This is a genomic window from Paenibacillus sp. 32O-W (assembly GCF_007679495.1).
GTDB lineage: Bacteria > Bacillota > Bacilli > Paenibacillales > NBRC-103111 > Paenibacillus_L > Paenibacillus_L residui.
On sequence record NZ_VEGP01000078.1, the window covers coordinates 1 to 23,894 of the forward strand.

General features: G+C 50.8%; 21 protein-coding genes and 1 pseudogene. 14 read left to right on the plus strand and 8 right to left on the minus strand.

Annotated elements, in window-relative coordinates; genetic code table 11:
- Positions 1-395: 395 nt before the first annotated feature.
- Entirely contained in the window at positions 396-1,421 is a 1,026-nt protein-coding gene (locus FS806_RS22165) for a serine hydrolase domain-containing protein (RefSeq protein WP_144941056.1), read from the minus strand.
- 17 nt (positions 1,422-1,438) lie between these two features.
- Positions 1,439-2,014 (minus strand): TetR/AcrR family transcriptional regulator, encoded by a 576-nt coding sequence (locus tag FS806_RS22170; RefSeq protein WP_144941058.1) that lies wholly within the window; start codon positions 2,012-2,014, stop codon positions 1,439-1,441.
- A 217-nt stretch (positions 2,015-2,231) separates the two neighbouring features.
- On the opposite strand from FS806_RS22170, the gene FS806_RS22175 reads away from it, so the two are divergent.
- The 4 genes from FS806_RS22175 to FS806_RS22190 all read left to right on the plus strand — a co-directional run bounded on the left by FS806_RS22175 (position 2,232) and on the right by FS806_RS22190 (position 6,161).
- Positions 2,232-3,920 (plus strand): alkaline phosphatase, encoded by a 1,689-nt coding sequence (locus tag FS806_RS22175; protein WP_144941060.1) that lies wholly within the window; start codon positions 2,232-2,234, stop codon positions 3,918-3,920.
- Between the two features lie 282 nt (positions 3,921-4,202).
- Positions 4,203-4,676 (plus strand): MarR family winged helix-turn-helix transcriptional regulator, encoded by a 474-nt coding sequence (locus FS806_RS22180; protein WP_144941062.1) that lies wholly within the window; start codon positions 4,203-4,205, stop codon positions 4,674-4,676.
- 55 nt (positions 4,677-4,731) lie between these two features.
- Positions 4,732-5,916, plus strand: a complete 1,185-nt coding sequence (locus FS806_RS22185) for an ArsA family ATPase (protein WP_144941064.1) — start codon at positions 4,732-4,734, stop codon at positions 5,914-5,916.
- On the plus strand, positions 5,913-6,161 hold the full coding sequence (locus tag FS806_RS22190; RefSeq protein WP_144941066.1) for a hypothetical protein: 249 nt from the start codon (positions 5,913-5,915) through the stop codon (positions 6,159-6,161). The genes FS806_RS22185 and FS806_RS22190 overlap by 4 nt, the downstream gene beginning before the upstream one ends.
- Positions 6,162-6,234: 73 nt before the next feature.
- Here the strand turns inward: FS806_RS22190 and FS806_RS22195 are convergent, their stop codons facing one another.
- Positions 6,235-6,477, minus strand: a complete 243-nt coding sequence (locus FS806_RS22195) for a hypothetical protein (protein WP_144941068.1) — start codon at positions 6,475-6,477, stop codon at positions 6,235-6,237.
- 141 nt (positions 6,478-6,618) lie between these two features.
- Between FS806_RS22195 and FS806_RS22200 the strand changes: the two genes are divergently transcribed.
- The 9 genes from FS806_RS22200 to FS806_RS22240 all read left to right on the plus strand — a co-directional run bounded on the left by FS806_RS22200 (position 6,619) and on the right by FS806_RS22240 (position 15,888).
- The gene (locus FS806_RS22200) at positions 6,619-7,404 is read left to right on the plus strand and encodes an alpha/beta fold hydrolase (RefSeq protein ID WP_144941070.1); all 786 of its coding nucleotides are present in this window, start codon (positions 6,619-6,621) and stop codon (positions 7,402-7,404) included.
- Positions 7,379-7,978 (plus strand): TetR/AcrR family transcriptional regulator, encoded by a 600-nt coding sequence (locus FS806_RS22205; protein ID WP_144941072.1) that lies wholly within the window; start codon positions 7,379-7,381, stop codon positions 7,976-7,978. Before FS806_RS22200 ends, FS806_RS22205 begins: the two co-directional genes overlap by 26 nt.
- 315 nt (positions 7,979-8,293) lie before the next feature.
- The gene (locus FS806_RS22210) at positions 8,294-11,170 is read left to right on the plus strand and encodes a Na+/H+ antiporter subunit A (RefSeq protein WP_144941075.1); all 2,877 of its coding nucleotides are present in this window, start codon (positions 8,294-8,296) and stop codon (positions 11,168-11,170) included.
- Between the two features lie 2 nt (positions 11,171-11,172).
- Positions 11,173-11,511 carry a Na(+)/H(+) antiporter subunit C gene (locus FS806_RS22215; RefSeq protein WP_144941077.1) on the plus strand — a complete coding sequence of 113 codons (339 nt, stop codon included), beginning with the start codon at positions 11,173-11,175 and terminating at the stop codon, positions 11,509-11,511.
- Positions 11,504-12,988 (plus strand): Na+/H+ antiporter subunit D, encoded by a 1,485-nt coding sequence (locus FS806_RS22220; RefSeq protein ID WP_144941079.1) that lies wholly within the window; start codon positions 11,504-11,506, stop codon positions 12,986-12,988. The genes FS806_RS22215 and FS806_RS22220 overlap by 8 nt, the downstream gene beginning before the upstream one ends.
- Position 12,989: 1 nt before the next feature.
- Entirely contained in the window at positions 12,990-13,469 is a 480-nt protein-coding gene (locus tag FS806_RS22225; RefSeq protein WP_144941081.1) for a Na+/H+ antiporter subunit E, read from the plus strand.
- On the plus strand, positions 13,466-13,759 hold the full coding sequence (locus FS806_RS22230) for a Na(+)/H(+) antiporter subunit F1 (RefSeq protein WP_144941083.1): 294 nt from the start codon (positions 13,466-13,468) through the stop codon (positions 13,757-13,759). Before FS806_RS22225 ends, FS806_RS22230 begins: the two co-directional genes overlap by 4 nt.
- Entirely contained in the window at positions 13,743-14,111 is a 369-nt protein-coding gene (gene mnhG / locus FS806_RS22235) for a monovalent cation/H(+) antiporter subunit G (protein WP_144941092.1), read from the plus strand. The genes FS806_RS22230 and mnhG overlap by 17 nt, the downstream gene beginning before the upstream one ends.
- A gap of 82 nt (positions 14,112-14,193) precedes the next feature.
- Positions 14,194-15,888 (plus strand): M3 family oligoendopeptidase, encoded by a 1,695-nt coding sequence (locus tag FS806_RS22240; protein ID WP_144941084.1) that lies wholly within the window; start codon positions 14,194-14,196, stop codon positions 15,886-15,888.
- A 215-nt stretch (positions 15,889-16,103) separates the two neighbouring features.
- Here the strand turns inward: FS806_RS22240 and FS806_RS22245 are convergent, their stop codons facing one another.
- The 3 genes and pseudogenes from FS806_RS22245 to FS806_RS27040 all read right to left on the minus strand — a co-directional run bounded on the left by FS806_RS22245 (position 16,104) and on the right by FS806_RS27040 (position 20,509).
- Positions 16,104-16,709, minus strand: a complete 606-nt coding sequence (locus FS806_RS22245) for a TVP38/TMEM64 family protein (RefSeq protein WP_144941086.1) — start codon at positions 16,707-16,709, stop codon at positions 16,104-16,106.
- Between the two features lie 301 nt (positions 16,710-17,010).
- Complete coding sequence (locus FS806_RS22250; protein WP_144941088.1) at positions 17,011-18,939, minus strand: endospore germination permease; 1,929 nt, start codon at positions 18,937-18,939, stop codon at positions 17,011-17,013.
- A pseudogene (locus FS806_RS27040) lies at positions 18,936-20,509 on the minus strand (spore germination protein). The gene FS806_RS22250 and the pseudogene FS806_RS27040 overlap by 4 nt, the downstream one beginning before the upstream one ends.
- A gap of 325 nt (positions 20,510-20,834) precedes the next feature.
- Here FS806_RS27040 and FS806_RS22260 point away from each other — a divergent pair.
- Positions 20,835-22,247 (plus strand): MFS transporter, encoded by a 1,413-nt coding sequence (locus FS806_RS22260; RefSeq protein ID WP_260982219.1) that lies wholly within the window; start codon positions 20,835-20,837, stop codon positions 22,245-22,247.
- A gap of 111 nt (positions 22,248-22,358) precedes the next feature.
- Here the strand turns inward: FS806_RS22260 and FS806_RS22265 are convergent, their stop codons facing one another.
- Both FS806_RS22265 and FS806_RS22270 read right to left on the minus strand, forming a co-directional pair.
- The gene (locus tag FS806_RS22265) at positions 22,359-23,003 is read right to left on the minus strand and encodes a DUF2306 domain-containing protein (protein WP_397348067.1); all 645 of its coding nucleotides are present in this window, start codon (positions 23,001-23,003) and stop codon (positions 22,359-22,361) included.
- A gap of 102 nt (positions 23,004-23,105) precedes the next feature.
- Positions 23,106-23,726 (minus strand): TetR/AcrR family transcriptional regulator, encoded by a 621-nt coding sequence (locus tag FS806_RS22270; RefSeq protein WP_144941090.1) that lies wholly within the window; start codon positions 23,724-23,726, stop codon positions 23,106-23,108.
- Positions 23,727-23,894 lie beyond the last annotated feature (168 nt).

Genomic DNA, 23,894 nt, shown 5'->3' on the forward strand with positions numbered 1-23,894 from the left:
CTGTAGGTTTTCCAGTTAGTTTCCATATTTCTTCCGAATATAGAAATCTAACTGTATGAAATCCATTTAGTTTTCAAGCTTCACACTATTGAAGCAATTCAACTCTATTCTACCTTGAAAATCCGTCTATTTTTATCATCTGCTGGTGCCGCGGTCAGAGACATGGGGGTCTAACTGGATTTCATGCAGCTAGTTTGCTCCTCTGGAGCGAAAGTCGGTACTAAGTGGAAAAATGCAGCTAGTTTGTGGAAAAAAGGCGATTTCTGCAAAAAACCTCGATTCTAAATGCAGTTTTTCCATTTACTTTAATCACTTTTCTACCTACATAAAATAGAGCTAAATCGTCTTTTCCAATTAGACGCGCCATTCCGTTTGCTCGACCCAGTATAACATTTCTAAACCAGCTTGATGATCTTGCTCATTAGCATCGCGGCAGTGTTATGTCCGGTAAATTGGTTGACCGTTCCCGTGAAATAAAGATCCTTCTCGGGATCATGAAACGCGAAGGCTCCGGACTGGCCCCAATGGCCGATCAGCCCCTTGTGGAACCCCTTAAGGCTCAGCGGCTGTCTCGAGAGCCCGACTCCATAGAAGAATAATCCCGGGCCCCATAGAAGATTCCAGCTCATCAGCTCCTTCAAATCCTCCCTTGGAAACAAACGCCCATTGAAGAACGCTCTCAGAAATGTCATCATATCCCGCGCAGTGGAGACAATTCCGCCATCAGGCGCTATGGACGCCATATAATGAGGAAGATGTAGGGGTCTGGCTTTATAATAGATCGGAACAGGCCGTGTATCCTTGACATCCGTGAAGACATAAGTTTCGGCCAATTTCAGTTCGTCAAAGATAAACTGCTGGAAGACCGCCCGAATGCTCTTGCCGGTGATTGTCTCGATAAGTCTTCCAAGAAGCTGGTAATTGGTATCCGAGTAATGGGCCTTTCCTTGCTGCCCGGGAATAAATTTGGGCTTGAGCTGCCTGGCCGTGTCCAGTGATTTCTCCAGAGACCATGGCAGGTCCTCGCCTCTTAATAATTTCGAGACCACATCTCCCTGGAAGTAATCGGGGATACCCGAGGTGTTGGACATAAGCTGTTTGACTGTAATCTCTCCCGAATAATCCTTTCCCTTCCAAACGTGTATCCCCCGGATAAGCTCTGTGGGAAGATACCGGCTTATCGGGTCATCCAGCCGCAGAAGCTGATCGGCTCTTAATTTCAGAAGGACGGCGGTTATAAACAACTTGGTGACGCTGGCGATAAAATAAAGATCGTCCACCCTCAAGTTTCCTGCTCCGCTGGTTAAGGATAACGTGTCATCTCCTTTTTCCACACAGATAACGGCTCCATGGATATTTTTCTTTCTTGCGGCCTGGGCTGTAAGCTCATCTAAGAGCGATGGGGTCAACTCCCGCTTCATCTGCAAAACTCCTCTCATCAAGGCAATTCTTGCTGTCGCAGGCGTGCCGCCGTGATGACATCCTCCGCAGCGCTGTCCAGCATTTCCATTATTCTGTCATCGTCGAAATCCGCCGGTAGCAAGCCATTGGCCACCATGACGGACAGACCGGTCTGGAAAATCTGCATTTTCAGCAATATCCCCTTCAGCTCCTCGGTGGAGAAGCCCCCCAGATCGGGATCGGTCTTCATCAGCTCAACCACCTCACGGACAGCCACGTCATTGTATTTCATGTGAGAGTTGTTTTTCATGACCAAATCCCGGTACAGCAAGCTGTACTCCTTGGCAAATTGGAGACTCGCCATTCCGATATCGCGAAAACGAAGTTCCGTCTGCCGTTCCATAATAAGCTGTCTGGAAACGTCCAAAGCTTTCTGCACGACCGCTTCGGTCAGCTCCTCGACTTCGCTGAAATTGACATAGATAGGGGCGATGGAGCTCCCCAGCCTCTGGGCTACCTTGCGTATCGTGATGCCGTCCAATCCTTCGTCCCTGGCAATTTCAAAAGCGGCATCGATTATGTCCTGTCTGGAAAATTTCTTCTTGGGCGCCATCTGCATTCTCCTTGAAATAATATATAACAATTGATCTATATCATATGATACATATTATAACCCTGGTGCCGGTGCAATTCCAGAAATTTATTCCAACAAACGATTGCTCGGCAGGGAAAAACTCTTTCTAACCTTAACCATCTATTAAATATTTAATTACACGGAGTTTACGTTCTTGCTTTATACTGAAGCTACTTTAATCCGAGGAGGGAACAGCATGCATCAGCGTTTCATAAGAAAAACGACTGCATTATTGATGTCATTATTTATCTTGCTTGGTAGTTTGCCGGGGACCGCAGGCGCAGAGGCGAAAGGCAGGGCCAAGAACGTCATTCTGCTCATTCCAGACGGCATGGGAATAAGCTATATGACGGCGGCCCGGATTTTCAAGGGGGAGGAGCTTTCGTTCGAGCGATATGTGAAGGGCTTGATGAAAACCTATTCGGCCGACACGAATATTACCGATTCCGCCGCGGCAGGCACAGCGATGGCCACGGGCTACAAGACGAATAACGGCATGATCTCCGTAACACCGGAGGGCAAACAGCCGAGTTCCATATTGGACGCCGCCAAGGAGAAGGGAAAAGGAACCGGGTTGGTGGCTACTTCCCGAATAACCCATGCGACCCCGGCTGTTTTTACCGCACACGATCCGAGCCGAGGCAATGAAGTGGCTATCGCTCTGGATTATATCGGGAACGTGGATGTCATTCTCGGCGGGGGACGGGATATGTTCCTGCCGCAGAAGGATGGGGGAAATCAGCCGGAACGCGATCTGATCGCGGAAGCGAAAGATCAGGGCTACGATTACATAACGAGCCGCAGTGATTTAAACCGGGTTACAGGGGATAAAGTATTGGGACTGTTCGATATGAGCGACTTGAAGTATGATATCGACCGGGATCAGGCTAATGTTCCGAGCCTGGCGGAAATGACCGGACTGGCGGTTGATGTATTGAGCAGGAACGATCAGGGCTTCTTCCTGATGGTCGAGGGCAGCCAGATCGATTGGGCCGGCCATGCCAACGACCCCGTTGCGCTTATCCATGATGTGCTTGCTTTCGAAGAGGCGGTCAATGTGGCGCTGGAATTTGCGAAGAAGGATGGAAATACGCTCGTCGTCATTGTGGGCGACCATGAGACAGGGGGAATCAACATCGGCAATACGGCGGGCGGTTACAAGGAAAACATCGCTGTGCTGAAGAAGGCGAAAGGAAGCGCCAATGCGGTCAGGGACGCGCTGAAAAAGCAAGCTGTACAACTTCCGCTCGGAAGCGCCAAGCAGGTAGATGGCCGCTACTATATGCCTGTGAGGGAATGGGTTCGCGAATTGAAGGGGGAGCTTGTTTATGACGAGGCGGCCTCATCTGTGCAAGTATCTGTTAACGGAACCGCGTTTGCGATGAATCTGCTGAATGAAACGATAGTTCAGGGGGAAGAAACGGAAGAAGGAATTTACTTCCTGGAGGAGGGCACGGCCTATATCGATGTTCAGAAGGCCGCGACAATGATCGGTCTGCAGGCCGGAATCGGCACCGTGGAAGGAGAGCCCGGGAAAACCAAAGCTTATATCGTCGATATTCGCAAAGTGATGGAGCCGATAGTCGGTTTGGAGTTGACCGAGTCCGACCTTCAATGGCTCACGAGCGTAAATTGGGAGAGCGGCAGCGCCCTGTCCAATGAAGTCGGTACAGTCATCTCCGCCCATGCGTTGATAAGCTGGGGCTCGAGGCATCATACCGGTGAAGAGGTACCGCTATATGCTTACGGCATCGGCGCCGACGAATTCGTAGGGTTGATCGACAATACCGACCTCCCCAGAATTTTGTCCTATCTGATGGGGGTAGAGCATTTCTCCGATGAAACCGAATTTATGCAGAAGCTGGAGAATCGCAGAAATCATTAATCTTCATGTGTATTTAACGTTCTATTTAGATGGGCGATGCTGCCGGCGGCGGAGAAGATGAGGCCGAACTGCAAAATGCGCCGGTTGCCCGGAAACTATGCGTGCTCGAATGCTGCGAGAAGTGCTTGATTCCTGCGGGGACGGGCACTTCTTCGTTTATCGGTGGGCAAACTATTCTGCGGGAGAGTGAGTCGTTTGCATGGTGAAATCGAGGATTGTAATTAATACGAAAGTGTAGTAATCTATAGGAAATACGATATCGTAGTATTAAGGAGTTAAGAGATGGAGCAGCTTTTCGAGCTATTATTTAAAGCCGGTCTGCGACCGCTAAGCATCTTTCCGGATACGAGCCATCTGGAGAGCCAATTAACGAGGTCCGATTGTGCGACTCTGGCGTTATTGAAGTATCACGGCAAGCTGACGATGTCCGAGCTGGCAGAGCACCTTGGGGCGCCTCTCAGTACGGCTACCAGTATTTCCAAACGGCTCGTCAGGAAAGGAATGGTTAGCAGGGAGAAATCGGAGTCCGACCAACGGATGATCGTTAACCGGCTTACACCGGCTGGGGAATCGATAGCGGCGGAGATGATGGAGCTGATGCAGGAGGTATATACTCGGGTTCAGTCTGCGCTGAGTCCTGAAGAGCTTCAGCAGTTTATCGGCCTGGCTCTCAAGGTCGCCAAATCTCTGCAGGAGGGACCGCAATCCGCTGGAGCATCGCGGGCTTCAGAGATTAGGACAATAGAGATAGAATAACCGATAATTTTTTTTACTCTATTACTACGATATCGTACTATTAGGAGGGAAGACGATGAGAATCATTATTTACACGGGCAAGGGCGGCGTCGGCAAAACCAGCATCGCGGCGGCTACCGCATACCAATTGGCTGCTGAAGGCAAGCGGACTCTGGTGCTTAGCACCGATGCCGCTCACAGCTTGTCCGATTCGTTAGGGAGGCCGCTCGGCAGTGAGCCTCAGCAGGTTGATGAGCGGCTGTGGGCGCAGGAAATTGACAGCCTGAAGGAGACGGAACGGCATTGGGGCAGGGTCGCAAGCTGGTTCTCCAGTTTTATGCAGTGGGCCAAGCTGGACGACATTGCTACGCAGGAGATGATGATTTTCCCGGGCTTCGAAGAATTGTTCAGCTTGCTGCGGATTAAGGAGCATGTGGAGAGCGGGCAATATGACGCGGTCATTGTCGATTGTGCGCCGACGGGGGAGACTCTGCGCCTGTTGAGCTATCCCAATCTGCTGCGCTGGTGGGTTCAGAATATTTTCCCTTACGAACGTAAACTGTTGAAGGTGGCCCGGCCGATCGTCAAGGTGGCGAAGGGGCTGGAGCTGCCGAATGATGAAACGATGGACAGCATGGCCCATCTAGTTCTGGAGCTGGAGCAGCTTCAGAAGGTCATTTTGGATTCTCAGATCACCTCGGTGCGTATTGTGCTTAATCCGGAGAAAATGGTCATTTCGGAAGCGAGAAGGGCGTTTACTCATTTGAATCTGTATGGTTTTCATACGGATGCCGTCATTATTAACAAGATCCTTCCGCCGGAAGCAGCCGAGGGTTACTTGGCCGAATGGCAGAAAATTCATCTCCAATACGAGAGGGAAATTGAAGATTGCTTCCGTCCGCTGCCGATTCTAAAGGTTCCGTTGATGAATCAGGAAGTGGTAGGCAAACGGATGCTCAGTCAGGTGGCCGCGGTTGCCTTCCCCGAGGGACAGAGCGGAAGCATGCTGTATCACGGCAAGACGGAGGAAATATACAAGACGGAGGACGGTTATGTCATGAACGTTACCCTGCCGTTCGCCGAGAAGGATCAAGTCAAGCTCAATCAGAAGGGAGATGAGCTGACGCTGCAGGTGGGCAGTTACAAGCGCATAGTCACATTGCCCAGATTGCTTCTTAGCCGTCAGGTCCGATCGGCCAAATTGGCAAACGGTCAATTGACGATTCATTTCAATGATCCGGAAGGAGATGGAGGACAATGAAGGAACGCCTGGAACAGACCGATTGGGCGAAGGCAGCAGTTCATGCCATGGAGATTCACCGCATATTGACGGAGAAGCTAGTGCCGGAAGCGGCCCGGGCGCATTTCAGACGCGCAGAGCAAGAAGCGCTGCTGGGAGTGCGCTCCTGGCTCGACAGCAAGATCGAACAAATCGGTCGGGAGGATGAGCGGCGGGCTTCGCCACGGGAAACACCGCTGAAGTCCATCCCTATCGAAGATGAGTAACGGGGTTGGCCTGTTCCCTAGAAAGAACAATTATGTACCGTCCAGGCATCGTTTAAGGCGGGTTATCCTGGTGTCAGGAAGGCCCGCCCGCTTGCCGGACAATTCTCACATACTCCCGAGGCTTGAACGGGGGAACTCGCTCAGCTTCCATGCCGGTAATTTGCGAATCGTGCGAGAAAATTTGATATCTTGCACCGGTATAGGGCAGGGGGGAGTCCGGGGAATGCCGGCTTTCGACAGATTGATTCAATATTCCTCCGCCCAGCAGTATGACAATAAATAAGAAAGCGCAAATTCTTATTTTGGCAGCCAGCATGAGAACCACTCCTTTACTAAAAGTGATCCCCACCTTACGACATTTTATACGGCTTCAAGTATGACTGGGTATTTTATATTGACTAACCATCCAGTCATAAAATATAATTTGGTTATATTTTCAATCAAGGAGGGAATCACTATGGATCTCTTTTATGAGATAAGGGGAGAAGGCTCGCCGATTGTCATGATTCATTCCGCCGGCGTCGATTCAAGGGTATGGAAGGATATGGCTTCTTCACTGGCGCAATGCTTCAAGGTCATTACCTTCGATGGCCGAGGAACCGGGCGCTCGCCTGCTCCACAAGCTCCGACCCATCTTGTTGAAGATTTGCACAGGCTGATCGAACATGCGGGCCTGGATCGGGTTACACTGGTCGGCCATTCGATGGGAGGGCAGGCTGCGACCGATTTTACATTATCTTATCCAGACATGGTTGATAAGCTAGTGTTGATCGCTCCTTCGCTGTCGGGATACACCTTCTCACAGGAGTTCACCGATTGGATGGCATCGGTGAATGCGGCCGCCCCCGATATTGCCAAGCTGGTCGAGCTTTCCTTAGCCGGCCCGATTTATCGTGTAACGATGGCAGGACCTCATCGTGAGTTCTTTCGTGAACTGACTGTACACTACATGACGAGAGTGTTTACCGAGTGGAAAAGCTATGAAGTTGTCTGGCCTGAGCCACCGGCAATGGACAGGTTGGAGGAAATTGCAGCAAAAACGTTGTTCATCCGCGGTACAGTAGATTGGCCGGACATTTACAAAATCGAGCAACAATTCGAGCGAGTCCCCTCCATCCGGTTTGTCGAAATCGAAGGGGCGGATCATATGCTTATATTGACTCATGCAGAAGAACTTGCCGAACAAATACGACAATTTGTAAAGGAAGGAAACGATAATGCCGCGCACCCGGGAAGAAAATGATCGAATACGTCAAGCCGCTAAAGAAAATATTCGCACATCCGCGATGGAGGTATTTATCGAACGGGGATACCATAACGCTTCGATTGATGATGTTGCCATGAGGGCGGGCGTATCCAAAGGCTTGATTTACAATTATTATAAGGGGAAGGAAGAACTGCTTGCGGAGATGGTAAACTACCGGATCGACGAAATCGGCAGAGTGATGCTGACTGCCTCCTCCCTAGCTTCTCCGTCTGAACAACTAGGGTATATCGTCGAGGGCGCCCTTGACAGCGTCAGGCAGCATCCCCGGATTTACCGCTTTTATTTGCATTTGCAGACACAGCCGGAAGAGGACGAAGTACTGTCCAAGTACAGCCAGATGCTCAATGAGGCGATGGCTAGACAATTTGAAGTGCAGTGTGAGATGTTTGCCAACCTTGGGGTCGAGGATGCGCGATTAAAGTCGCTTTATTTTTCATCTACACTGCATGGAGCCATGTTAATGATGTCCACATACCCGGATCATTACCCGGTCGAAGAAATGAAAGGGCAAATAATTCGGCAATTCTGCTCCAATCGCGAAGCCCATTGATTGCGGTAGACTAGATATGGCGTGATGTGCTTTACTTACCAGCCAAAACCAGCAATCGGCGCCGCAGGAAATAAGCATGGCGGATCGCGCTGCCCAAAAATGATTTGCCTAAGAATATTTTGACAAGAAACGGAATAGAAGCTATACTTAAATGCGTGAATAATAATTTCAAATGCAATGCCTAGGAGGAGTCTGCACAAGCAGGCTCCTTTTTGCCGTTTTTGCGTCCCATCCTTGCAAAATAGCACTTACTTTGGACAAAAATAGGCAATACTGAGAAAAAGAAACAAATTGAATGGTTAAGGAGGAACTGGATTGTCTATGCTGCATGCTGCTATCATGATTCCATTCATTATCGCTATCCTGGTGCCCCTGCTTTATAGGCGGCTGCACCGCATTCATACGGGATGGTTTATCCTGCCGGCACCGGTCGCCCTGTTTGCGTTCTTCCTGGGGCAGCTTCCTTCGGTCAAAGAAGGGGAGACCGTCACTTCCACCGTTTCATGGATTCCTTCGCTAGGAATCGACATTACGGTTTATCTGGATGGGCTCGGGTTATTATTCGCACTCCTGATTACGGGAATAGGCTCGCTGGTCGTTCTCTATTCTATCTACTATATGAACAAGAGCAAAGAAGCGATCCATCACTTCTATGTCTACTTGTTCATGTTCATGGGAGCTATGCTAGGGGTTGTGCTGTCCGACAACCTGATGGTTCTGTACGGTTTCTGGGAGCTGACGAGCATCTCCTCCTTCCTGCTGATCGCCTTCTGGCACCATAGGGAGAGGTCAAGATACGGTGCACAGAAATCGATGCTGATCACCATCTTCGGCGGATTGGCGATGTTCGCCGGATTCCTTCTGATCTATGTCATGACCGGAACGTTCAGCATCAGGGAAATTATCGGACAAGCGGAAATGATGGCGGGGCATTCGCTGTTTGTCCCTGCTTTGCTGCTAATTTTGCTGGGTGCTTTCACGAAATCGGCCCAGTTTCCGTTCCATATCTGGCTGCCGGACGCGATGGAAGCTCCGACTCCGGTTAGCGCCTATTTGCACTCGGCCACGATGGTCAAAGCAGGACTGTATTTGGTGGCCAGATTCAGTCCCATCTTCGCCGGGCAGCCGGAATGGTTCTGGCTCGTATCCGGATTCGGGCTGCTCACATTAATTTACGGCTCCTTCCGGGCCTTCCGGCAGACGGACCTCAAGGCGATGCTGGCCTTCTCGACGATCAGCCAGCTCGGTCTGATCATGAGCTTGCTCGGCCTTGGCTCCGCCTCCGCCTTCTATGCAGGTACCGGCGAATCGTTGTTCTACACCATAGCGACGACAGCGGCCATTTTTCATCTGATCAATCACGCTGTCTTCAAAGGGGCCCTGTTTATGGTGGTCGGAATTGTCGATCACGAGACGGGGACGCGGGACATTCGCAAGCTGGGCGGACTGATGTCGCTGATGCCGGTTACTTTCTCCGTCGCGCTGATCGGAACGTTCTCCATGGCGGGCTTGCCGCCGTTTAACGGATTTTTGAGCAAGGAAATGTTCTTTACGGCGGTGCTGAATATTCTGCAGATGGATATTCTGAATATGCAGACCTGGGGTGCTCTATTTCCGGTCGTCGCTTGGGTGGCGAGCGTCTTTACGTTCGTGTACAGCATGCTGCTGCTGTTCAGGACCTTCACGGGCCCGCTGCAATCCGACAAGCTGGAGAGGAAGCCGCATGAAGCTCCGGCGGGAATGCTGATTCCCCCGGTAATCCTGGCATCGCTGGCCGTAGTGTTCGGCTTGTTCCCTAATCTGTTGTCTTATACGCTGATTGAGCCGGCTATGGCCTCCATTCTGCCGAACCTGCTCTCGCCGGGGGACAAGTTTCTCGTTTCGATCGATTTCTGGCACGGCTGGACGGCGGAAATCTTCATGACTCTTGGCGTAGTCGGCGTCGGAACGCTCCTGTACCTGTGGCTGGGCAAGCCCGGCAAGCTTCACCGTGTCCGGTCCAGCCGCTTATCGCTTAACGGCGCCTACGATTTCGGGCTTCGCTCGCTCGAGCAGGGCTCCAATCGCCTGACCGGCGCTTATATGACCGGCTCCATTCGGCATTATTTGCTCTACATCTTCGCCTTCTTCATCGTCATTCTGGCGATAACGATGATTCGTACGCCGGGCATAAGCCTGACCTCGGCTAACTATGCGCCGGTGGCGCCGTTCGAGACGGTCGTGGCTATTGTTATCATTTTGGCGACGATTGCCGTTCCGTTCGCACGTTCCCGTCTGATGGCGATTATTTTCACTGGCGCGATCGGCTATATGGTCACCTTGTTTTTCGTGCTGTTCCGGGCTCCGGACTTGGCTCTGACCCAGATGATCGTCGAGACCGTATCGGTCACTTTATTCCTGCTGTGCTTCTATCATCTGCCCAAGCTTAGGAAAGAGAAGACAGCGCTGCGGTTCAAAATGTCCAATTTCATCATTGCGGCCGGAGTCGGCGTTATCGTAACGCTGATTGCACTGGGGGCCTTGAGCGGTAAATCGTTCGAGTCCATTGCGGACTATTACCTCAAGCACAGCTATGACCTCGCAGGCGGCAAAAACGTCGTAAACGTCATCCTCGTAGACTTCAGAGGATTCGATACCATGCTGGAAATTGTCGTCCTCGGCATTGCTGCGCTCGGCATCTTCGCATTGATCAAGCTGCGGATGGAGGCCGGCGTTGATAGCCTCAAGCCGCGCAGCGCGAAGGAGTCCGCGGAGACGGGGCTTCATTATGCGAAAAGCAACGATGTCATTCTGAAGACCGTGTCCAAAGTAGTTATCTACATTATTTTGACGTTCGCGGTTTACTTGTTCTTCGCGGGTCATAACGATCCGGGAGGCGGTTTTATCGGGGCGCTGGCGACTTCGGCCGCGCTCGTCCTGCTATCGATTGCATTTGGTGTGAAACGGTTCGAGACGGTCTTTCCGATCGACTTCAAAAAGGTGGTAGCGATAGGGCTTATGACGGCGCTGCTGACTGGGATCGGTTCCTTGATTTTGGGCGTTCCCTTCCTGAGTCATGCATTCGGGCACTTTAATCTGCCGATTCTGGGAGATACGGAGCTGGCAACAGCAGTTTTGTTTGATTTGGGCGTCTATTTGGCCGTCGTTGGCGTTGCCATGACCATCATCTTCACGATTGGGAGGGACAATTAGGCATGGAACTGATTATATCGTTGGCTGTCGGCATTCTGTTCGCCGTCGGTGTATACCTGATATTAACCCGAAGCCTGCTTCGCATCATTCTGGGGACGTCTCTGCTGACCCATGCCGTCCATCTGCTGCTGTTGACGATGGCCGGGTTAAAAACAGGGGCTGCTCCGCTGCTTGGCAAAGGCGCGGAACATTTTGTCGATCCGCTGCCGCAGGCACTCATTTTGACATCGATCGTCATTAATTTCGGGGTGACTTCCTTCTTTTTTGTATTGGCTTACCGTTCCTACAAGACGTTGGGAACCGATGATATGGAAGAGTTGAGGGGGACAGAGGATGAATAACTTCTTGGTATACCCGCTGCTTATTCCGCTGTTTACCGCAGTCCTTCTTATCTTTTTCAAAGAAAGGATAGCTGTGCAGAGAGGGATCAGCGCAATCAGCGCATTGCTCAATCTGGCCGTGGCCTGCTTCCTGGTGTATCAGGTGAGCTCGGACGGCATTCAAACTTTGCATATGGGAGGTTGGATTCCGCCCTACGGCATTGTTTTCACCGCGGATATGTTCGCCGCTCTGCTGGTGCTGATTACCGCCGTCGTCGCGGCCGGCTGTCTGTTCTATGCCTTTGGCAGTATTGGCGAGGAGAGGGAACGAAATTATTTCTATCCGTTCTTTTATTTTCTGCTGGCCGGGGTGACTGGCTCTTTCCTGACGGGGGACTTATTTAACCTGTTCGTGTGCTTCGAAGTGATGCTGATCGCTTCCTATGCGTTGATCGTCCTTGGTGGAACGAAGCGTCAGCTAAGAGAAACGCTGAAATATATACTGATCAATATCATATCCTCCACTTTATTCGTCGCTTCGGTCGCTTACCTGTATGCGGCTGTCGGGACTTTAAACATGGCACATCTGTCTGTCCGCGTGGCGGAGGTGGGGCAGGGGGGCATCCTGACGGTGATTGCTATCCTGTTTCTGATCGTTTTTTCTCTGAAGGCGGGCTTGTTCCTGTTCTTCTGGCTGCCCGGCTCCTACAGCGCACCGCCGGCCGCTGTGACGGCTTTGTTCGGGGCTCTATTGACCAAAGTGGGATTATACGCGATTATTCGTACCTTTACTCTCATTTTCTATCACGAGCCGAGCGCGACTCATACGTGGATCAGTTGGATGGCTGCCGCGACGATGATCTTGGGCGGGTTTGGGGCGGTTGCCTACAACGATATCCGTCGCATTCTGAACTATAACGTAGTCGTCAGTGTCGGATTCATTGCTTTCGGACTGGCCGCGGCCACTCGGGATTCTCTCGACGGAGTCGTTTTCTATCTGATGCATGATATGATAGCCAAAGCTCTGATGTACTTCCTCGGAGGCATGGTCATTGCGGCTGCCGGCACCCACCGTTTACAGGAGATGGGAGGGATGATCAAGCGGCATCCGTGGATGGGATGGATGTTTTTTGTCATGGCGCTGTCTCTCGTCGGAGTTCCTCCGCTGAGCGGATTTATCGGTAAGGTGTTGATCGTCCGCGGCGGTCTGGATGCGCAGATGTACTTGCTCGCCTCTCTCGGTTTGGCATCGAGCCTGATCGTACTTTATTCCATGATGAAAGTATTCATGCAGGCCTTCTGGGGAGAAGAGAAGCTTAACCCCGAGCGTCCATCCGTGAACCTGAGAGGGATGGCGGGAGCGGCAACGGGAATGTTTATTCTCATGATTCTGCTCGGGCTTGGCTCCGAATGGGTCTACTCGTTCGTTTCTCAGGCAGGCAACGGATTGTTCAGGCCGGAACTGTATATTGAAGCTGTGCTAAAAGGAGTAGGATGAGATGGCAATCCAAATACTGCTGAATCTTTGCGTCGCGCTGATCTGGATGTTTTTGAACGATGACTGGTCCGCAGCCGGTTTGATCGTCGGTTACTTGATCGGGCTGCTGTTTATCGCGGTTTCCAAGAGCTTCTGGCCGCAACCTTTTTATTTGCAAAGAGTATGGGCGGTGGTGAAGCTGCTGATTCTGTTCCTGAAGGAATTGTTCCTATCCAGCTTCTCGGTCATCCGCCAGATTCTCCGGCCTAAGCTGGACATTCGTCCGGGAATTTTCGCCTTCTCGACGGAGTTGAAATCGGAGTGGGAGATCACACTGCTCTCCTGCCTGATTTGTCTCACACCGGGAACGCTCACCCTGGAGGTTTCCCGCGACGAACGGACCTTATATATCCATGCCATGGATATCGAGGATGCGGAATTGCTTTCGGAGCAAATCCGAGGGACGTTTGAAAAGGCGATAATGGAGGTGACCCGAACATGATTTCCAACATACTGCTTATATCATTATTCATCATTTCGCTGGCTACTCTGGGCTGTATGTATCGTCTGCTTAAAGGCCCTTCCATGGCGGATCGGATAGCGGCTTTGGATTCGATAGGCATTAATTTGCTGGCCATGGTGGCGGTTCTGTGCATGCTGCAGAAAACCCAGGCCTATCTGGAAACCATTCTGTTGATCGGGATCCTCAGCTTTATTGGAACGACGGCATTCGCCAGATACATTGAAAGAGGTGTTGTCATTGAACGCGGAGACGATGAGCATGATCGGTGAACTGATTATAGTCTTATTGGTTTTGTTCGGCGCTTTACTGAGTGCGTTAAGCACGTTCGGCCTCATCCGTCTTCCCGACGTCTATTTGAGATCGCATGCGGCTACCAAAAGCGCGACTTTAGGGGTGCTGTGCATTTTGACCGGGGCTTTCCTATATTTCATGTTTTACCTCGATCAGGTCAGTGCCAAGCTGCTTCTAGGAATCGTGTTCGTCTTTATAACGTCTCCGGTAGCCGGTCATCTCAATGGCCGGGCGGCCTACAGAACAGGTGTTCCGATGTGGGGGAAGAGTGTGCAGGATGATCTCAAACCGGCATTGAAACGGGAGCGGAAACAGGACTCTTCATCCTGATCTTCGTATGGAAAATGTTGTAAAAACCTTACGAGGGCAGTAAGATAGTTAAAGGAATCTCTTATAGAAAGGATGAAGGGAAATGAAATTCAGCGAGCTGGTTTACCGTCGGCCGGATTTAGAGCAGATGGAACAACGCTTCAAGGAACTGCTCGGAGAAATGAATGCTGCGAAGAGCTTCACAGAGCAGGACCGGGCGATGACGGCCATCGTCAAGCTTCGCAACGAGTTTGAGACATTGAAGGAGATCGCGGCCATCCGCCATTCCATCGATACCGACGACGCTTTCTACAAAGCGGAGCAGGATTACATGGATGAAGTCGGACCGATTATGGACGAGCATGTGACTGATTATTACCGGGCTCTGGTCCACTCGGCATTCAGGGAAGAGCTGGAGCACAAATACGGAAAACAGTTGTTCCGGATTGCGGAGCTGTCGCTTAAGACCTTCCATCCTTCGGTCATTGAAGATTTGCAGCGGGAGAACAAGCTTGCTACGGAATATGGAGTGCTCATCGCTTCCGCGAAGATTCCGTTCGAGGGGGAGGAGCGGACACTGGCGCAGTTGGCGCCGTTCGCCATGTCGACCGACCGGGATATGAGACGGCGCGCTTCCGAGGCCAAGTATCAATTTCTGGCGGAGAACGAGCGGGAGCTCGACCGGATTTTCGACGATTTGGTGCAGGTGCGCACGAAAATTGCGAAGAAGCTTGGGTTTGCCGGCTTCATTGAGCTGGGTTATGCGCGGATGCTCCGCACGGATTATAACGAAGAGATGGTAGCCGTCTTCCGTAATCAAGTGTTGGAGCATATCATTCCGGTCGCGACGAAGCTTAAGGAGAGACAGCGCGAGCGGATCGGCGTCGAGCGGCTGCGTTATTACGATGAAGATTTCAGCTTCAAGTCGGGCAATCCTGCACCCCAGGGAGATGCGGATTGGATTCTGGAGAACGGGGCGAGGATGTATGCAGAGCTGTCGCCGGAGACCGATGAGTTCTTCACCAGGATGGTGGATAGCGGGCTGATGGATCTGCTCAGCCGCAAAGGCAAGCAGAGCGGCGGGTACTGTACCTTCCTGAACGATTACAAGATGCCGTTTATTTTTGCCAATTTTAACGGCACATCGGATGATATCGGCGTCCTGAAGCATGAGGCGGGCCATGCCTTCCAGGCGTATGAGAGCCGGGATTTGGACATGCCGGAATACCGGTTTCCAACCTTTGAAGCGGCCGAAATTCATTCCATGAGTATGGAATTTATCACATGGCCCTGGATGGAGCTGTTTTTCCGCGAGGAAACGGAAAAGTATAAATTTGCGCACCTGGAGGGGGCCTTGCTCTTCATTCCTTATGGCGTAGCCGTGGATGAATTTCAGCATTTCGTGTACGGGAATCCGGAGGCGACACCGGACGAACGCAAGCGCGCATGGCGGGACATCGAGCGCAAATACTTGCCGCATCGCGACTATTCGGGCAACGATTATTTGGAGCGCGGCGGCTTCTGGCAGAAACAGTCGCATATTTATCAAGCGCCCTTTTACTATATCGATTATACTTTGGCCCAAATTTGCGCTCTTCAGTTCTGGCAGCGGATGAATACAGACAGGGAATCGGCTTGGCAGGATTATATGAAAATATGCAAAGCGGGCGGAAGCTTGTCCTTTACGGAGATCGTGGAGTTGGCGGGGCTCGTGTCACCTTTTGAAGCCGGCTGTGTGGAGTCCGTTATCGGAGACATCGAAAATTGGCTGGACAGCTTTGACGACAAGGGGCTGTAGAAAGGGGACCGCTCGCGGCCCCGATCAGGTCCAGTGGGGGCGAAATAGAAGTATTAGAAGTGCACTTATTTTGCTTCAAACGGCTCAGACGAGGCGGAATAGAAGCAAAAGTGCACTTGTTTCGCTTTATAGGCCCAAACGAGGCGAAATAGAAGTAGCAATGCGCTTATTTCGCCGCGAATGGCCCCATTCGCCCCAATCGCCTCAGCGGAGGCTCAGGATTGGTAGCGTTTTTCGATTCTCTTCCCCAGGTACCAAAGAATTATAAGGCCGGCGATGACGAACACTATCCGCCAAGGATACGCGAAGAAGCCCTGCCAGTCATGCCCTACGAAGGAGATCATAAACACCATCACGCCTTTGCCGAGCATAACGGAGGCTAAATAAATCCTTACGGGGACGGTGCTGATTCCTGCCGCCAGATTGACGAAGAAAGAGGGAGTGAACGGAAAGCAGTACATCAGAAATAACGGGGTGAAGCCCTTTCGTTCAATCCAGGAGAAGAAGCGGTCCGCCTTCGGATATTTGTTCGACACGTATCGGCTGAAGCGTCCTCCGAACCGGCGGGCTGCTATAAAGACTAGGAAAGCCCCGAGCACCGTTCCGATCCAGGAATACAGGAAGCCTAACCACAATCCATAGGCGGATGCATTGCCTGCAACGATAATGAATAGGGGCAAGAACGGCAGGAGAGCCTCCGCCGCCGGCAGGGCAATTCCGGGGAGCGGTCCGAGTGAGGAGTAGCGATACAGCATTTCCTGGATCTGATTCTTGTCCAACTGTGCAAGATATTGATAAATGGGTTCCAACCACTCCAGCATGAATCCACCTGTCCTTGAGCTTTATTGGTTTTGCTGCTTAATGATGTTACTATTTCCATTATAGTCAAAAGAACAGGCATAAGAAAACCGTCCTCTGTCGGAACCCAGGTTGGACCAGGGACGGGATGCAACCCGGACCAAGGTCGGAGGAGGGCTGAGTTTCATATGCATCAAGGCATTAAGAAAACGATTAAAGCTCTGGGGCTAATCGTCCTGTCCGCTGTGCTGCTTTTTCGCGCTTCTATGCCTGTTTCAGATTTTGTTCGTGTTGGGCGTATGGTATCGGGATACTTATATGTAGTTATGGATCGGGTTCCATTCTTCCTTCCTCTCCGGTCATTCTTCGCCTAATGAAAGCCGCCAGCAACAGAAGAAGGGGGAGTGCGATCAGAATGATGAACGAAAAGACGGAAGCGGTCGTGAAGAAATGAACCACCATTTTCTGGAAATTAGGAGTCGCCCAAATGCTGAACGCAATCAAAATAAAGCTGAACGGAAAGACGATCGGACGATAATCAGTCAGCTTCAGACATTGGGTGGTGCCCAGAACGAGAGCATAATACCACATGGAAATTTGTACAAATCCCCCAAGCATCCACAGAACCATGACAATCGATTCCACGTGCTCGAGGAAATCGGCGAGACTTATGTATCTTGAGGCTATAAATACAGGGAAATTGAACGTAGCCGTATTGTTGCCCAATAACAGCAGGCTGGTAAATCCGGTAACGATCATCGTGATCAGCATGCCCAGCACTGCGAGCATCCCCCGGCGCAGAGTCTTCGACTGGTCATGGACATATGGAAAGAGAAACGTAATAAGTAAAAATTCCATAAACCAGGCGTGCGAAATAATAGAGCCTTTGAGTGACGGAATTACACCGTTTTCCATAACCGGCAGCATATTGTCCACACGGTAATCCGGAAGCAGCATCAAGAACAAAACCAAAATGAGAAGCACAAAAACAGGGGCAACAATGGTAGAGAAGCGCCCCAGCAATTCGATGCCCCCATGCACGGCGAACGCGCTGACGAAGACGATGCACCCCATAATAACATTGATCGGAGTCCGGGTTAAGAGTGTGCCGACGATGAACTCCCCATATTCCCTTATAATCAATCCGCTGGCATGCATAATGAAGAACAGAAATACGCCTGCCAAAAGCTTGCCGAACCAGCGCCCGAAAACCTGCTCCAGCTGCTGGACAATAGTTTGGTTCGGAAACAGCCGATGCAATTTCCACGCTAAATAAACGGTCAGAAATCCGCTTGTCGATCCCCAAATGGCCGACAGCCATAAATCTTTCTCGGCGTTTTTGGCCATCATGGACGGCCCAACGACGTTGAGAGGAGTTGTATTTTGCACAATATCATCTTCGGTATCGATCTTCACCGTAATGTTCCACTTGTCCCCTTCGATATGGGGGATCAGCCTTGTCCTGTTTTTTTTGAGAAAAAAGGCAACGGATCCCTCAACCCCCTCCATGGAAATGCTGACAGTCGCTGTCTTGATTTCTTCCCTCAGCCACATCACTCCCCGGGTCGCCTTTCGGTCAATCACTCCGGTCATTGCTCCGTTTTGGAAAACAGCAGCGCCGTATAAAATCGGACCTCGTTTATTTTCATTCAGATTGTAAATTTCAATGACCGGTAGAATGGCGGCTTCCGCCGGATGAGTGAGCATCTCCTGGAAATTCTTTAGCGTGACGTTCAGACCCGTCTCCTCCTTCGCCAGTTCCTTAAGAACTTCCGAAATGTCACCTTCCAGAGAGCTCGGGAGCTTGAGAATTTCTCTGGCTTCATCTTGACTTACGAAAAGCTTGGCGCGTTCGCGCGGTCCAGGGTGCCTGAGCAGGAAATCGATGTGGTCGAGAATTCCTTCCTTCGCAACTTTGCGGCTGAATATGTAAATTTTATTATGGCCCCAGAATACCTGACGAGGCAGCACCTCCTGCAGCTTCGCCGTAGCTTCCGCTATCGTTTTCCCCTTGGCTGATACGACAATCGTCTCTTCATTTTCACTTCCCTGTGCCCCCTGCTCGCCGCCAGAGGAGATTTTGGCAACAAAGAGCAGGACCGACAGCAGAAGCTGCTTATCTTCTGTCAAATCCAGTGCGGTTGCGGTAATGATGGCCAAATCATTGAGCTCCGTCCGGTTCCAGCAGCCGGGCAGCAATAAAATGGAGGCCAGCAGGATGAAGATGATCGGCATTCTCCAATTCTTCTTCATGCTTGCTCATCCCCGGTGGAAGGATCGGGCTGTTGATCGGTTCCTTGCCGATATTTATTCCACTTTCCTGTCAGATGCGGACGGACTTGATTCTCCCATATCGGAGATTTGACAAGAACGTCTCCTAACTGCTTCGTTTTTAACGGAGCGAGAGGCTCCAGGTAGGGAACACCCAGGGAGCGCAGGGAGAGCAGGTGGATTAACAGCAGGATAACTCCCAGCAGCAACCCGAACAGCCCGAGAAAACCGGACAGGGCGATAATGGGAAAACGGAGCAATCGGACAGACGCCCCCGTTGAATAGTCCGGGATCAGGAAGCTGGCAATTCCCGTAATAGCAACTACGATAACCATAGGCGAAGACACTAATCCGGCTTGAATCGCCGCCTGGCCGATGACCAAACCGCCGACGATGCTTACGGCAGCCCCTACTTGTTTAGGCAATCTGGCACTCGCTTCGCGCAGGGCTTCGAAGGTTATTTCCATCAGAATGGCCTCCACCAGAGCGGGAAAAGGAACCTGCGCCCTTGAAGTGGCATCGTCAGTACAAGTGTCGTCGGGATCATCTCCTGATGGAACGAAACAATAGCCACATAAAAGGAAGGACCGAGCAATGCGACGAGAAGAAACAGATACCGGAGCCAGCGAATGGCGGTCGAAATCCAATATCTCTGATAGTAATCTTCGGGAGATTGAAGCAGCGAGAAGAACGTTACCGGGGCGACTAGGGACATAGGTGTTCCATCTACCAGAATAACGACTCTCCCTTCCATTAAATTGGCGCCGGCTACGTCGGGCCGTTCGGTCTTGAGAAACTGGGGAAAGGGAGAATACGGATGATCTTCAATCATTTCCTCGATGTACTCGCTGTCCAGAATAGCGTCTATATCGATCCGCTGCAGACGATTGGCTATTTCTTCGATCAACACAGGGTCTGCAATCCCTTCCATATAAGCAACAATGACCCGGGTTTGCGAATAATGACCGATATTCCACGTCTTCATTTTGAGATGGGGAGATTTAATTTTCCTCCGAAGCATGGCCGTATTGTCGCGAATCGATTCCACGAATCCTTCCCGGGGCCCTCTGACGACGGATTCCGCACTTGGTTCTTCGATGGACCGCTTCTCCCATTTTGTCAGTCCGAAGGAAAGTCCCTTGGTTAATTGATCGATAATCAAGACAGAGTTGCCTGCTGTGATTTCTTCGGCGGCATCGGTCAATGATTGGACACTTTTCTTCGAAGAGACGGCAATGTGGCGGAGGATGTCCTCCATATCCTGATCACAAACGCTGCTTTCCTTCAACGGAGTCAGCACCTGCTGATCCAGCAATTCCGTATCGGTCAGCCCGTCGATATAAATCAGCACGGCCTCGGTTTGTCCGCCGATGCGAAAGGAGTGAAAGACAATATCGGAACAATCCGCGAACGTATCTTTCATATGGAACAAGTTATAGTTTAAATTTGGCGTGAAGTCAGGCAGCGGCTCCAATTCCGAATGATGGATGACCGGAGGTATGCTTCGCCGAAACCGTAGGATGGATTTCAATGATTTCCGTCTGTAGCTCATATATATCTCCCGTCTTTTACCATACTTTTGCTTATTATTAGCATTAGCGGAGCTCTTCTATTCGGAACGGTGCAGGAAAGAGAATAATACAGGGAGAAATGCCGGAAACAATCGTTAGACCAATTGTTTCCCTTGTCAAAGTAGAAATGAAGTAGTATCTTGGAAAAATAATAGATTAGGAGGCGTTACATAATGAGGAAAATGAATGGAAATAGGGCACAAATTAGAGGGATTAACGCATAGAGGCCCTGTAAACTGCGTGATTCCCTGCAATCTGGAAGCCCGGGGCACAAGCGCCGGACTTTAAGGGAAGGGGCATCATGTTTTGAAGAAGGATTTACAAACATTGGAAGGACGTATGCGGGATTCGGAGGAAGCAAACGCGCTGCAGCCGGTCTCGCTTGATTTAAGGAAAACCGTTCCGTGGATTATTTTCGTGCTTTTTTTCGCTGTGTTGAATGAAACCGTCTTTGTCGTTTCGACGCCAAGCATCGCTGCGGAGCTTGCGCTGAAGCCTTCCGAAGTGAGTCTGGTGCTGACCAGCTTTATGATTATTTTCGGGACGGGATCCATCGTATACGGCAAGCTTTCCGATATGTACAGCCTTAAGAAGATGGTGATGATCGGATTGTTGATTTATGGCGGGGGTTCGCTGCTCGGTTTTCTCGCGCACCGTTATTATCCTGCGGTCATTGCAGCCCGCATCCTTCAAGGAATTGGCGGATCGGCCATTCCGACGCTGCTTATGATCATGATCACCCGTTATTTCAAATCCCGCGACCGGGGCAAAATGTTCGGAATCGTTGGATCGACGGTTGCTTTAAGCGAGGGAATGGGGCCCGTCATCGGCGGGTTTATTTCGGAAAGGCTTCATTGGTCATTTCTGTTTATCATCCCGCTGTTTACCCTGCTCTCGATTCCGTTCTTTCTTAAAACACTGCCCGAGGAGCAGCCCCGCGGGGGGAAAGCGGACTTCATCGGCGCTGTGCTGTTTGTTGCAGCAACCGCCTTATTGATTTTGTATTTGACGGATTCCCGCTGGCCTTATCTCGTGATCAGCCTGATTCTGTACGGCGGGTTCGCCGTTCACATCCGCCGGGTTGAAGAACCCTTTATCGAGCTCTCCATGTTGACAAATGGAAGATGGGTGAGGGGCTTGCTGTCCGCCATAGCTCTGTTTGGTACTATGGCCGGTTTATTGTTCATGGTCCCGCAGATGCTCAGCCAAGTGCATCTAATGACGGCAGGCGCGATAGGCTGGGTTATGTTCCCGGGGGCCATCAGCCTGGTTTTCTTCGGTGTATACGGGGGCACCCTGGTCGATCGCAAAGGGTATTCCCGGGTCTACTATATCGGCCTGGCCTTGTATATATCCAGCCTGTTATTGCTGTCGATATTAGCGGGTGCCGCGCCCTGGCTGCTGTCAGCGGTGCTGGTTGCTGCATACGTCGGCTTTTCGTTCCTCAAGACGTCGCTGGCGACCGGCGTTTCACAGACGCTGACCGAACAGGAGGCCGGTGTCGGGATGGGAATGCTGAATCTGGTCAGCTTCTTGTCGGAGGCGGCAGGGATGGCCCTTGTCGGGAAAATGTTGGCTGACGGAGTGCTTGAGATCCCTCTGATTCCGATAATCACCGCGTCTTCCGCCTATTCATACAGCAATCTTTTCTTTTCTTTCGCGATCATTATTGCGTTAGGGGCTGTTTTGTATTTTTCGGCCTTCCGCCGAAGCCGATAATGAAGTGTACGGTTCGTACGGCTCTTAGTGAAGCGGTCATGAACCTTATACTTGTAAAGGGCGTCTGTTCAGCCAGACGCCCTTGTTTTTCTTTTTTTCATATGGGTCTGCTTATTTAGGGAATGATGATCGGGCAGGTAAAAGCGGCTTCCGCCGAACAAAGATTTCCGCAAGGAGGAGATTAGGCACCCAGGCGAGCCAAGAGATAATAGAATAGCTAAGATCGAAACGTTCCGGACCCAAAATCAAAACGAATAGAGGCAGCCATATCCTCAAGGTGACCGCTGCGAAAGTTAAAGAATAATTTCTTATCATCCACTTCTGATGGCTGAGTACCTTCCGGTGCTTGATCTGATGAAGTGCCCGGTACGCGGAAATCAACCATAGAACGGATAAGGTGCCGAAGCCCAGCTTTCCGGCCAGTCCTCCCGATGCATATAAGGCCAGGTATAGTCCGGAGCCGCCTCCGAACAAGATCCCCAGCATGTAAAGTTTCCCCAAATTACGATGACGCTGCAAATTCCTTTCTCTGAATGAAGCGGACAAGGTAAAAGGGCCGATTACCAATGAGACCGCACTTGCGGCAATATGCACAGCCAGCATGGCGTACCAGAAGGAATTTAAAGAAATCTGGGCCATTAATTTGGAGATCACCAAGCCGGCACGGTCCGCACCAATGACAAAATATTGCACGACGGCATATCCCGCTACCAAAAAGGTCAGGATAGCCATGCTTCCCCATAACTTTTTCTTCAAATGCAACACTCCCGCCTATTTTTCATTTTACTAGAGTCTACTTCCTTTTTCCCATACTCATGGTTATACTTCCTTGCCAGGCCAGATCGTTCTCGGACCAGCCTATACCGGGCGGGTCTTCAAGCCTTGGATGAAGGCATCAATATGGAAGAAGACCAGCTGCTCTCGCTTCACCCAATCAAATTGCGGGAAGGATAATAGCAGCGAAGTCAAACCATGCAGATGCGCCCACAGGGTTTGGCTGATTAACGCAGCAGACTGCTTCGAATCGGGAAGGGGAGAGGCGAAGTAGTTCTCCTGCAGCAAAGCCTCGACCACCTTAACCAGAAGCAGGAAACCGTTATAACGATCGCTTCTTATAAGCCAGGTGACATTGGTTTCCAGATTATCCGTAAAGATCAGTCTGTAATAATCCGGCTGGTTCAACCCGAAACAGATATAAGCCTCACATAGGGTATGGAGCCTGGTTTCGAGCGATGCTTCCAAGTTATTGTCGAAAGCGGTCTTTAACTCGTTATAGAATATGCTGTAACCTTCCTCCAACAGACAGTACAGGATTTCCTCCTTGTTCTTGAAATAAATGTATATCGTCGTTGGAGAATAACCGATGCGACCCGCAATATTTCTCATGGAAACATGGTTATATCCTTGGTCCAGGAACAAATGCCGAGCAGCATCCATAATTTCCTTCCGGACTTCCTGCGGTTCCCTTCCGCGTCTCATTCTTATTCCTCCCTGCCCAAAATGTTGGTTAACACCGTTAACTTAACAGTGTTAACTTATCATGGAAACTATTTTCTGTCAATGATGTCCATTTTAACTTCCAAAAGCGAGGTTCAACTCCACCGTCTTTAGACGGTATCCGCTTTTAGCCCTACAGGATCTGGAAAT